This is a genomic window from Leptotrichia sp. (genome assembly GCF_057270615.1).
Genome location: NZ_DBHIXN010000025.1, coordinates 15658 through 28011, shown reverse-complemented (window position 1 = coordinate 28011; position 12354 = coordinate 15658). Strand labels below are relative to the sequence as shown.

10 protein-coding genes and 1 pseudogene are annotated in these 12354 nt (G+C 25.2%); all 11 read right to left on the bottom strand.

Annotated elements, in window-relative coordinates; all coding sequences use genetic code 11:
• A partial coding sequence (locus tag ACO409_RS06120) for a M3 family oligoendopeptidase (protein WP_485555790.1) occupies positions 1-1604 on the bottom strand: 1604 nt, incomplete at its 3' end.
• A gap of 70 nt (positions 1605-1674) precedes the next feature.
• On the bottom strand, positions 1675-2283 hold the full coding sequence (locus ACO409_RS06115; protein ID WP_485555788.1) for a DapH/DapD/GlmU-related protein: 609 nt from the start codon (positions 2281-2283) through the stop codon (positions 1675-1677).
• 32 nt (positions 2284-2315) lie between these two features.
• Positions 2316-3437: a glycosyltransferase family 4 protein gene (locus tag ACO409_RS06110; RefSeq protein WP_485555787.1), complete on the bottom strand. Its 1122-nt coding sequence runs from the start codon at positions 3435-3437 to the stop codon at positions 2316-2318.
• A gap of 56 nt (positions 3438-3493) precedes the next feature.
• Positions 3494-4558 carry a glycosyltransferase family 4 protein gene (locus ACO409_RS06105; RefSeq protein ID WP_485555785.1) on the bottom strand — a complete coding sequence of 355 codons (1065 nt, stop codon included), beginning with the start codon at positions 4556-4558 and terminating at the stop codon, positions 3494-3496.
• A 137-nt stretch (positions 4559-4695) separates the two neighbouring features.
• A complete protein-coding gene (locus tag ACO409_RS06100; RefSeq protein WP_485555783.1) occupies positions 4696-5823 on the bottom strand; it encodes a glycosyltransferase in 1128 nt (375 codons plus the stop codon).
• A gap of 97 nt (positions 5824-5920) precedes the next feature.
• Positions 5921-6076 (bottom strand): annotated as a pseudogene (locus ACO409_RS06095) (AAA family ATPase); the annotation flags it as partial.
• A gap of 266 nt (positions 6077-6342) precedes the next feature.
• The gene (locus ACO409_RS06090; RefSeq protein WP_485555781.1) at positions 6343-8121 is read right to left on the bottom strand and encodes a 1-deoxy-D-xylulose-5-phosphate synthase; all 1779 of its coding nucleotides are present in this window, start codon (positions 8119-8121) and stop codon (positions 6343-6345) included.
• A gap of 30 nt (positions 8122-8151) precedes the next feature.
• Positions 8152-8550, bottom strand: a complete 399-nt coding sequence (locus ACO409_RS06085; RefSeq protein WP_485555779.1) for a GtrA family protein — start codon at positions 8548-8550, stop codon at positions 8152-8154.
• Between the two features lie 21 nt (positions 8551-8571).
• Complete coding sequence (locus ACO409_RS06080) at positions 8572-9588, bottom strand: NAD-dependent epimerase/dehydratase family protein (protein WP_485555777.1); 1017 nt, start codon at positions 9586-9588, stop codon at positions 8572-8574.
• 15 nt (positions 9589-9603) lie between these two features.
• Entirely contained in the window at positions 9604-11310 is a 1707-nt protein-coding gene (locus ACO409_RS06075) for a thiamine pyrophosphate-binding protein (protein ID WP_485555775.1), read from the bottom strand.
• Positions 11311-11312: 2 nt separating this feature from the next.
• Positions 11313-12353 carry a beta/alpha barrel domain-containing protein gene (locus ACO409_RS06070; protein WP_485555774.1) on the bottom strand — a complete coding sequence of 347 codons (1041 nt, stop codon included), beginning with the start codon at positions 12351-12353 and terminating at the stop codon, positions 11313-11315.
• Between the last annotated feature and the right edge of the window lies 1 nt (position 12354).

Below are 12354 nucleotides of genomic sequence, written 5' to 3'. Positions count from 1 at the left end.
TTAGCTGATTTCATAAGTTCAAAGAATGGTTTGCTTCCTCCAAGTTTACATAAATTCAAATAGTCTTTCCATGCTTTTTCCCTATTTTCTCTTGATTTTATCCAAAATTGGAAGGCACAAACTTGTGCTAGAGTATAGTCGATGTAATAAAATGGAGAGCTAAAAATATGGCCTTGTCTAAACCAGAAAATTCCATTTTTTAATTCTTCAACTTCTCCATAATCTCTTGTTGGTAAATATTTTTTTTCTATTTCAATCCATTTTTCACGACGTTCTTTTGGTGTAGCTTCTGGGTTTTCATACACCCAATGTTGAAATTCATCGACAGTTACTCCATAAGGAATGAATAAAAGAGCTTCTGATAAATGAATAAATTTATATTTATCAGTATCATTTTCAAAAAACAATTCCATCCATGGCCAAGTTAAAAATTCCATACTCATCGAGTGGATTTCACAAGCCTCATAAGATGGCCATAAGTATTCAGGCACTTCAAATCCACGGCTTTGGTAAACTTGAAAAGCATGTCCGGCTTCATGCGTCAAAACGTCAATATCGTGTGAAGTTCCATTAAAATTAGCAAAAATAAATGGTGCTTTATGCTCTGGAATATAAGTGCAGTATCCGCCGCTCATTTTCCCCTTTTTAGAAAGCAAGTCAAGCAAATTATTTTCAGTCATAAATGTAAAAAATTCATCAGTTTCTTTCGATAATTCCTTATACATTGTCTTTCCGTTATTTAAAATCCATTCAGGTGACCCGTGCGGATCAGCATTTCCAGAATTAAATTTTATGGCTTCATCATAAAATTTAAGTTTGTCCACTCCAAGTCTTTTCCCTTGTCTTTTACGAAGCTCTGTATGTAGCAGCACAATATTTTCAAGTACTTGCTTTCTGTAGCCTTCTACCATTTTTGCATCATATTCAAGTCTTGACAGCTGTTTATATCCGAATTCCACAAAGTTTTTATATCCCATCTTTTGAGCCATTCTAGTTCTAACTTTTACAAGCGAATCATAAATATTATCAAATTCATCTTGATTTTCAGCAAAAAACTGAGCAACTTTTTTAGCCGCTTCAATTCTTATATTTCTATCTTTTGACTGTGTATAAGGAACCATTTGTGACAAATTAAGCTCTTTTCCATCAAAATCTATTTTTGCACTTGCAATTAATTTTGAATATTTGCTGGACAGTCTATTTTCTTCCTGTGCATCTGGGATAATTTCAGGTGAAAATGTTTTCAATGTATTTTCTGCCAAATCAAATAAAAATTTTCCATATTTTTGGATAAGTTCATCTTTAAATTTTGAATTTACAAGAGCTTTATAAAAGTCGTTCGTAAATCCAAATAGAATAGGACTAATTTCATCCATATATTCATTTTCCTTGTCATAAAATTCATCATTTGTATCAATGCTATGACGAACTGAAACAAGTGTTTGCATAGTCTCGATATGATTTCTTAATTTTATAATTTTATCAAGTGCAATAATTTGCCCCTTTACATTTTCAGCTTTTTCAAAACTTTCTATAAGTTCAGAAAATTCTTTTTTTATTTTTTCTAAATCCAAATGTTCATATTTGTATTCATTAAATTTCATATTTTCTATTCTCCCTTCAATTTTTCCTAGTTTAATTATATCATAAAAAAAATAGGAAGTAAGTATATTTTTATACCTTTTCCCATTTTTTAGTTTCAAAATTGTATTTTTTTATTACTTTTGCTGGATTTCCAACAGCAATGCAGTTTTCTGGAATGTTTTTAGAAACAACAGAATTTGCTCCAATTATAGAATTTTTTCCAATTATTGTTCCTGATAAAACAGATACGTTTTCTCCAAGCCATACATTTTCACAAATTCTTACTGGTTTTGTAAAAATTTTTCTTTCTTTTGCAATTTCTTCAGGATTAGAATGTTCTAAATCTTTTGAAAATGAATAATTTCCATGATTTAAGTCAGAAATATAAACTTTGCTTGCTATCAGTACATTATCTTCTATAATTAATGAATTTGCACATGCCAGATGGACATAATCATTAATTTGGACATTATTTCCAATAATTAATTGGGGTATATTTTTATTTCTTATATTTTTATCTTGAAAACTATATGCTTCAATTCTGCATCCAGTTCCAGTTGTAAAATTTTTTCCAAATTTTATAAACTTTTTTCCTCTTATATCAAAAGGAAACCGAATTAATCTAGCTTTTGGAAAAAATATTTTTGTTTTAATAAAATTAATTCCCAGTTTCCATAATTCATAAAATGATTTTTCCATATTTTACCTTTCTATACTTTATTTCAAGTCTATTATATTTCTTCATAAATTTTTTCAAGTATTTCTACAGATTTTTTCCATTCAAATTTTTTTGCCTGCTCTAATCCCTTTTGCACCATTTCCTTTTTTAATTTTTCATCTGATAAAATTTGTTTATATGCTCCAAAAATTTCATTTTCATCAAAAGGATCAACTAATATTCCAGCATTTCCTGCTACTTCTGGCATTGAAGAAATATTTGATGTAATAACAGGAGTTCCCGATGCCATAGCTTCCAAAACTGGCATTCCAAAGCCTTCATACAAAGATGGAAACACAAAAATCTGTGCAAGTTTATAAATAGGAACTTTATCTTCTTCATCAATATAACCTGTAATTATAATATCAGTTCCCATTGATTCAATCAGTTTCATAATATTGTCATATTTCCATCCTTTTTTCCCAACAATTACAAGTTTTAAATCATCATTAATTTCCTTTTTATATCTTTTAAAAGCTTTTACAATTCTTTCAATATTTTTACGTGGTTCAATTGTTCCCAAATATAAAATGTAATTTTGGGGTAAATTATATTTTTTTCTAATGTTTTCAAGTTCAGATTTGGAATATTTATGGGAATATTTTTTTAAATCAATTCCAGGTGTTACGATTTTTATTTTTTCTTCATTCACATTAAAATGTTTTATAATATCTGATTTTGCACTTTCTGAAATTGTTATAATCAAATCAGATTTTTCAGCTGCATATTTATATTCACTGATAGTCTTCATATCACCCATAGTTTCAGGAGCTGTAAAAAAAACAGTATCATAAATTGTAATTATTATTTTTCCTTTTATATTTTTAGGAATAGTAAAATTAAAAAAATGATAAATATCTGATTTTGTACCCATCAAAAAATTATGACTTATTTTTAATTTTTGAGTTAAAATATTATAAATTTTGTATGGAATAAGTTTATTTTGTTTCATTTTTATATCGTAGTTAATTTGTTTTTTGACATTATGTCTATTCATAAAATTTATAAATTCACCAGTATAATCATTCTTATTATTTTGAACCAGCCCTTTTACAATATTAAAAATATACCATCCAACTCCTGTTTTAGGACCTACAGCCCACTGAATTTCAAGAGAGATTTTCTTTTTTTTCATACTCTGCATAACTCCTTTTTTATTATATTGATATGTTTGATAGCCTGTTCGATAACCTAAGCTTGAAGAATATTTATTTTATATAATTCAATATATCTTTCTCTTATTGCATCATTTCCAAAATTATTATAATAATATTTTTTAAAATTATAATTTTGATTTTCGCTTAAATAATTCTGAATTTTATTTTCTAAATCTACAACAGTATTGTTTATCAAAAATTTTTTATCAATAATAATCTCAGGAATTGCAGATACATCTGAAGCAAAAACAGGCTTATCATGTAAATATCCTTCAATAATCGGAAGTCCAAATCCTTCCCCATATTTTGCCAAAACTGTAACAATATCACAGTCATTGTAATATTCTCTTATTTTTTTATCTTCAAGAAAACCCATTAATTCAATATTATTTAATTTTTTTTCTTTTATCTCATTTTTATATTTTTCAAGCAAAGGCCCTTTTCCAGAAACTTTTATTTCAAAATTTTTGTTTCTTTGAGCAAGTTCAATAAGTAATTCTATATTTACTCGTTCTTCAATACTTCTTACTGTAAATATTTTTATTTTTTTAGAGTCCCAGATTTTTTTTTCAAATTTTACTTTTACTTTTTCAAGTGGAGTAGTGTTATTAATAATAATAAAATTATTTCCATTATAGAGTGATTCTTCTTTTGAAAAATTTGATATAAAATGCACTAATTTACTTTTTTTGTAGACAGCTTTTTCAATAAATTTAAAAATATTTTTAAATCTATGATTGGTTTGGGATGATAAATAAAAAAGTCCATCATGAACAGTAAATATATCTGTTTTTTTTATCTTTTTTAAAAGAAAAAAACTCATCAAATAATTATGAGAATGAATAACACATTTCGCATTTTTACACAACTTATTTACAAATTTATTTAATTTAAAAAATCTAAATAAATCATGCCTTATTGACACACATTTTATATCATTCCAAAAAAATTCCTCATCTTTTTTACCAAAAAATAAATAATATTTTTGTATATCTCTAGGTAATGCCATAGATTGAGATAATATAACATTTTCTACTCCACGTTTATATATAAGCGGATTATTAAATCCAAAATATATAACAATTTTATTTTCTTCCATACAATTTTTACTTCTTTCTAATAATATATTTTTTTATTAAAAATATTACCTTTATTTTAAAATAGATTAACTATATTTTAGGAAATTTATAAATATAAAATTTACAATTTAATCTTCATTGTGCTTTTTTACGATTATCAGTTAAAAAGCAATATATCAAATAGCTCTTTCCAATTTTTGCAGTAAGGTTTTTCAATATTTTTCTTAATATTTCCATCAAATTTTATATTTTCTTTATTTTCTCTATCATTTATCAAGATTTTCATCTTTTCAGACAGTTCTTTTGCATTATCAGGATCAAAAAACATTACATTTTCGTAAGTCCCCAATGTTTCATGAGCATACTCCAAATCTGCTAAAATTATATTTTTACCAAATGCCTTTGCTTCTGAAATAGGCAATCCCCAAGTTTCTAGTTTAGATGGAAAAATAATATTTTCTGAACTTTTATAATATTTCATAAGTTCTTTTCTTTTTAATAAGCCTAAAAATTTTAAATTCTTTAAATCTTTATATTTTTCAAATAATTTTTTGGAATATGAATTCTCACTTCCATCAATCGTCAGATAAACTGTAAAATCTCTAATGTTCGTTTCTTCCAATATTTTTACAGCCTCACAAATAACCTCAAAATTTTTAAAAACTCGAGGAAATGATGGATATAAAAAACTATTCTTTACTATTTTAATATTATTTTGTTTAGTTTTTTCTAAATCTAAATTATCAATAATAACATTAGGATGAGCTACAATTACATTTTTAGTTTTAAAAATCTTTTTAAATCTTTTTCTAATCCAGTCCTGTTGCACCACTACAAAATCATTTCTTTGAATATTAATTTTATAAACATATTTATAGAATTTAGAAAATATAAACATCTTAAATTCATTAATCATATCTTTTTTATTTACATTATAAAAAATAATAGGATTATGACAATAAACTACTCTTTTATCTGCTATTACATTTGGAGTCATATCATGCAATGAAAACCACAAATATGGCTTCAATTTCTTTGATAGCTTTTTAAAATAAAAATACTCATAATAAAATCTTTTTAAATAACTTTTTTTTGAATCCCTACACTCAACAAATTTTATTCTCGAATCAAATTCAGAAAAAAGTTCCTTACTATGCACAAGAGCTACTATTTCATAATTTTCTAAAAGATAATTCTCCACATATTTAAGACATTCTTTATAAATTGTCAATGGACCACCTTCAATTAGGTTTATTCCTGATAAAACTATTATTTTTTTATTCATAATATCTCCTGAATGTTCTTAATAAAAAATCACAGTCAACTTAATAACTGTGATTAAAAATATTTTATTCCTATATTCACTATTTGAAATATACAGTTTAGAAAAAAAACTTTTCATTATCTTCTTTATTTTTAACATTAAAGAAATATCTTAACATAGTCAAAATCAATGTTTTTCCAAATCTTCTAGGACGTGAAAATAACTTTACCTTAGCACTATCTCTCAATATTTCTTCTATAAATGCATTTTTATCAACATAAAAACTCCCTTATTCAATAATTTCTCCAAAATTTTCAATACCTGTCAGCAATCCTCTTTTCCCAACAAATCCCCAATCTTTTTTCTTTTTTGCCTATAGTTTATTATACTATTTTTGATAAGAAAAATCTATTGTATTGCAAATTTTAAAGTGTGAGAATAAAATATTTTTAATCACGGTTATTTAGTTGTTATTGTGCTGTTGTTAATTTTTATTTTGTTATTTTGTAGTAAATTTTAAAACTTTTTATATTATTATATTTATAATATTTCAAGTATATCTTCTACAATCTGCTCTTTAGTAAGTCTATTATCTTCAAAAAATTTATCATAAGGAATTTTATCAGTAAATTCTTTTTTTGCTCCCACATTTAATACTTTCATATTTGATTTCCCATAAAATGCAGATATTTTTTGCCCAAATCCTCCTTCTTTTTGACCACTTTCCAAAGTTACAACTATTTTATGATTTTCTTTTAATTTTTCCAATAAGTCTTCATCAATTCCTGTTATAAATCTTGGATTTATTAATGTTGATTTTATTCCTGTTTTCTCTTTTAAAAGTTCTTCTACTTCTTTTCCCAAATAAAAAAATTCTCCCAATGCTATTATGGCTATTTCTTTTCCTTTTTCTTCAACCTTAAAAGTATTTAGATTTGAATAATCTTTTTCAGGTTCTACTGTAGAATGTCTTACTGTCCAACTAGGAACTTTAATTGCTACAGGATTATTGTTTTGTTCTATCCCCCAATCTAACATTGCTAAATATTCTTCTTTGGTTGTAGGAGCAAGATATACAACATTAGGAATATTTGAAATCATAGGTATATCAAAATAGCCTAAATGCGATATATCATTCATTCCTTTTAATGTTCCTCCAAATATGAGTAGTACTGCTGGATTATTATTAATTGCAAGATCGTGAGATATTTGATCATAAGTTCTTTGAAGAAATGTGCTAAATACTGAAAATACAGGTTTTCCTCCATTTTTTGCCATTCCTGAAGAAAATGTAACAGCATGTTCTTCGGCGATTCCAACATCTATATATTGTTCTTTTAGTTCATTTAAACACTTTCTTTTCAACTGATCAAATCCTGCTACTGTTGGTTGAGCCGCAGTAATATAAGATACCATTTTGTCTTTTTTCATTTTTTCAATTAAATAATTATAGGTAATTATTGAATAATTTTCTGAATTAGAAATCGGTAAGGAAGATTTTGTTTTCCCAGTTTCTACATCAAATTTCCCATTGTAATGCCAAGTTTCCTTATATTTTTCAGCATAAAAAAGCCCCTTTCCTTTTATAGTTTTAATATGAAGAACTATTGGATGATCAATATTTTTTACGCTTTCAAATAATTCTATTAATTTATCAATATTATGCCCATCTTCTAAGTACCTATAATCTAATCCTAAAGATTTAAAAAAATTATTTTGAGCTAATCCGTTACTTTCTCTTAATGTTTTTAAATTTTTATATAATCCACCATGATTTTCAGCTATTGATTGATCATTATCATTTACAATTATTATTAAATTTTTTCCTTGTTCAGAAGCATTGTTTAATCCTTCAAAAGCAAGTCCACCACTTAATGCTCCATCACCAATAAAAGCGATTATATTTTCTTTTTCTTTTTTTAAATTTCTTGTTTTTGCCATTCCAACGGCAAGGCTTATTGAAGTAGAACTATGCCCAATTTTAAAAAAATCATGTTTACTTTCATCTTGATTAGTATATCCGCTTACTGTATTGAATTTATCGTCACAAATAAATCCTTCTTTTCTTCCTGTAATTATTTTGTGAGGATAAGATTGATGAGATACATCGAATATTATTTTATCAACTGGAGAATTAAAAACATAATGAAGAGCTATGGTCAATTCAACAACACCAAAATTAGAACCTACATGTCCTTTTGTAGAATTTTTAGTTAACTTATTTAACATTGCTTTTCTCATTTCTTCTGCCAAGATTCTCAGTTCTTTTTTTGATAATTTTTTTAAATCTTGTGGCTCATTTATTTTTTCTAATACCATTGTATTATCCTCTTCTTTCTCTTAGAAATTTTATCTTTGTTTAAATACCCAAAACTTATTCATAAAATAGTTTATAGGTGTTGTTATAAAAATGTTTATAATTGGAGCTGTTATATTGGATATTTTTATTACTTCAATCCAAATATATAATAAAATAGCACTTAAAATCCATGTACTTAAATAGGTTAAATAAAATTTTATAATAGAACCCAAATTTTTTTTTGAACTCTTAAATACCCATAATTTATTCCAAATATATCCATTAATACTGCCTGTTATAAATCCGCCTATATTTGCAATCTGGTAATTTATAGAAAAATATACAAGAATATAGTAAGTCACCAATGATACAAATAAATTTCCAAATCCAACTATAGCAAATTTTATAAAACTGTTATACTTTTCTATATATTTTTTTATTAAATTCATTTTTCTCAATTCTTTTTTATTTTAATTTGCTGTATCAATATTTTCTAAAATTTTTCTAACACCTTCTCTAAAATTTGTTTTCAAATTCCATCCTAAATTTTTTAATTTTGTATTATCTAATATAAGTCCAGGAGTTCTTTTTGAAATATTCTCTTTTAATAAAACTGAAATACTTCTAAAATTTTCAGTTTTACTATAATATTCATTCGAAACTTCTGCTATAACATTTGCTATTTCATCAATTGCTAAATAATTCTCTTTTTCTTGATTTGACGAAATATTATAAGCTTCACCTGTCAGACCTTTTTCAGAAACAATAAGAAGTGCTTCAATTGCGTCATCTATATAAATATTATCTCTTTTGGGAGTATTTGATTTATTTATTAAAATATCCTTCCTTTTGATACATTTTTTTATAAATTCAAAAAAAGCAGTATTAGGAATTGATTTTGTACTTCCATAAACATAGCTAAATCTAGCAGTAACAAAATCTATATTAAATTGTTTTTTATATGCCTGTGCTATAACTTCTACCATTCTTTTAGATTGGGAATAAGATGCATTATTTCCATTTAATGCTTCTGTATAATTGGTATCTTTTTCTTTTACAACTAAATCTTCATTTGTATTATTAGCATAAATTGTAGCTGATGAAAACAAAATCAATCTCCCTTTAACTTTTTTATTTTTATACTGAGAGACCATAAAATCACAACAATTTTTAATACCTATTAAATTTGGCATAATAATGTCAACTGGATAATTAGAAACTTTACTTCCTTCTGTTGATCCAGCTGCATGAAAACAAATATCAATAGTTTCGGTTAAATCATCAATACCTAATGAAATATCACGAGCAATATATTTAAAATTTTTGTTTCCAATATATTTTTTAAAATTTTTTTTTATTTTTTCTTCTGTTAAACTTAAGGCAATTATTTTAACTCCTTTAATCTTCATAAGATTATCTATCAGATTGCTACCAATTAATCCCGTTGCTCCTGTTACTAATATAGTTTTACCTGAAAAAAAATTCATATTTTCCTCCCAATTTTATAATTTTTCTAATTCCTTAAATATACCTTTCCTTAACTTAGGTTCCATATTTTTACAGTTATTTCCAATAGGTAAGGATATTTCTAAATCAATAGATTCATCAATAATAAAATCAATAAATAAAGGTTTTTTATAATCAAAATTTTCTAATTTATTGTAAATATCTTCTGTAGAATTAATTTGAATGTATTGAAAATTATATGTATCAGAAAGTTTTTTTAAATCTACTACACTATAACCTGTTTTTTTTGTTGTTAATAAAAATCTAGAATTATATTTTTTTATTTGTCTTGATTTTATCATTCCTGAAGAACTGTTATTAATTACTACAATGTGTATTGGTAATTTATTTTTAGAAATAAATTGTAGTTCTTGTGGGTTCATTTGAAGTCCTTGGTCTCCAATAAAACAAACAATACTTTTATTTAATCCAAAATAAGCACCTATTGCCTTTCCAATTGAATTTCCCATAGTTCCAAATGATCTTGAAAATAATATTTTATTTTTATTGTTTGATAACTCATAAGCTCTTGACAACCAAAATTCATTATTTCCAACATCACCAACAATTGCTCCTGTATTTCCATAGAAAATATTTAACATTTGTGATATTTCTTTTACTGGTGTTTCAGTATCAATTGTCCATAATATTTTTTTTATTTTATTACATTTTTTCAACCATTTAATTTCATTTTTTCTTTCCATTTTTTTAGTTGCAATTTCTTTTAAAATATCTTTTATATCGCATTGAAAATTTTCACTATTTGGTATTTTCCGTATAAATTCACTTTTATCTATGTCACATCTAATTAATTTGCAATTATTAAAAATATCTAAAAAGCTTTTTGAATTTATTGGAAAAGACATTCTATTTCCAAAAGATATTAATAAATCAGCTTCAGATAATATAAAATTGGCATATCTAATTCCATGACTTCCAACATAACCAAAAGCCATGTCAGGATATGTAGCCATTATATCTTGAGAACCTCTACTATAAATAGCAGGAATTTTATTATTTTTTAAAAATTCTATAATTTCTTTTTCGATTCCTGCTTGTCTTATACCATCTCCTATAAGAATTAACGGTTTTTTAGATATTTTAAGATTTTTTTCAATTGAAACAATCGCTTCTTTATATTCATTTCTTTTATCTATTTCAATGTTTTTTTCTTTAATTTCTCCTTTAATAACATTATAATTCCATATTTTTGAAGAAATATCAATTACAACGGGACCTTTTCTTCCAGAATTTGCAATATTTATACATTTATTTATTTCTAGGACAAAGTTATCAACATCATCTACTCTTGTACAATATTTTGTAATTGTAGAAAATATCGGAAGTATGTTCATTTCTTGATCTTCAATAGTTCTCATTTTATCAGTAGTATCATTTAATGAATGTGCTGTTATAAACAACGAAGGGACAGAATCGTAGTAAGCTTCAGCTATCGAAGTTGTTAAATTTAAAATTCCAGGTCCTTTAGTCCCAAATGCTACTCCTATTTTTTGAGTTGATTGTGCATACCCAATTGCAGCAAATCCTGCATTTTGTTCATGGTATAAAAGATGAGTTTTTATTTCTTCTTTTCTGTCATTTAGAGCATAAACAAAATCAAGTAGTACCCCTCCAGGTATCCCAAAGATATCTGTAACTCCTACTTTTATCAAATAATCAACTAAATAATCAGCAACTTTCATTATTATTCACCTTTCTTCATTGAATACAATAATTTATCTAAATTTTCCTGTGTATATCTGTGCCTTAAATCTTCTGAAATATTTTCCAATAAATAATTTATTTCTGTATAAGATAATCCATATCTTTCTCTTAAATTAATAGAATATTTGTAAGCTACTTTATGAATAGCAGGTAATAAAGTAGTTATAGTATATCCCCACAAAGGTTTTGGAGAAAATTTTTCAATTAATTCACAAATTTCTAATATCATATTATAATCATATTTCTTATTATGATATTTATTTAAATAATCTGAAATAATCTCTGTTTGTAAATTTCCTGCCCCTTGTCCCATACCTAATACACAAGAATCTACTATGATATCTCTATTTGTTTTATAATTAATAAAAGCCTTTACATTCGAAAAAGCTAAATTTAAATTATTATGACTGTGAAATCCTATTTTTATTTCTAGATCTAACTTCTTATCATATTTTTTTAAAAAATAAATTACATCTTTTTTAGTCATGTATCCATAACTATCTACAAAATATAACGCATATGCCTTCATTTCATTAGATGCTTTTATAATTAAATCTAATTCTTCTTCAGTATACCTTAATGTCAACATTGGTTGTACAAAAACTTTATAACCTTTTTCTGATAATGCTTTACAAAAATCAAGAGATTTTTGTAGTTCCGAATATCTTATTATAACTCTTACTCCCTTACAATATTTTTCATTCCAATTTGGTATATCTTCAATAGGAATATCTGGACCTCTAAATAAAGCCACATACATCTGGTTTTGAGAAGATTCTAATGGAATTTTTTTAGAAATTTCTTCAATAGATTGATAAATACAATATTTTTCTGAATTATTTTCAGTTATTTCTATTGCACCAAGTTCTATTATTTCTAAATTTGATCTGCTTAAATAACAAATTATACTATTTATTATTTCTTCAGTATAAATTTTTGGTTTTAATCCTGTTTTTACAGCATCTTCTATTCCAAAACCACCATCTCTTAATGTAGCATCCAATAATTTTATTTCTCCCATA

Excerpts from the sequence above, each read along its gene's own strand:
- ACO409_RS06075 (WP_485555775.1), bottom strand. The coding sequence starts at position 11,310 with ATGAAAGTTGCTGATTATTTAGTTGATTATTTGATAAAAGTAGGAGTT.
- ACO409_RS06070 (WP_485555774.1), bottom strand. The coding sequence starts at position 12,353 with ATGGGAGAAATAAAATTATTGGATGCTACATTAAGAGATGGTGGTTTT.
- ACO409_RS06110 (WP_485555787.1), bottom strand. The coding sequence starts at position 3,437 with ATGAAAAAAAAGAAAATCTCTCTTGAAATTCAGTGGGCTGTAGGTCCT.
- ACO409_RS06080 (WP_485555777.1), bottom strand. The coding sequence starts at position 9,588 with ATGAATTTTTTTTCAGGTAAAACTATATTAGTAACAGGAGCAACGGGA.
- ACO409_RS06105 (WP_485555785.1), bottom strand. The coding sequence starts at position 4,558 with ATGGAAGAAAATAAAATTGTTATATATTTTGGATTTAATAATCCGCTT.
- ACO409_RS06090 (WP_485555781.1), bottom strand. The coding sequence starts at position 8,121 with ATGGTATTAGAAAAAATAAATGAGCCACAAGATTTAAAAAAATTATCA.
- ACO409_RS06085 (WP_485555779.1), bottom strand. The coding sequence starts at position 8,550 with ATGAATTTAATAAAAAAATATATAGAAAAGTATAACAGTTTTATAAAA.
- ACO409_RS06100 (WP_485555783.1), bottom strand. The coding sequence starts at position 5,823 with ATGAATAAAAAAATAATAGTTTTATCAGGAATAAACCTAATTGAAGGT.
- ACO409_RS06115 (WP_485555788.1), bottom strand. The coding sequence starts at position 2,283 with ATGGAAAAATCATTTTATGAATTATGGAAACTGGGAATTAATTTTATT.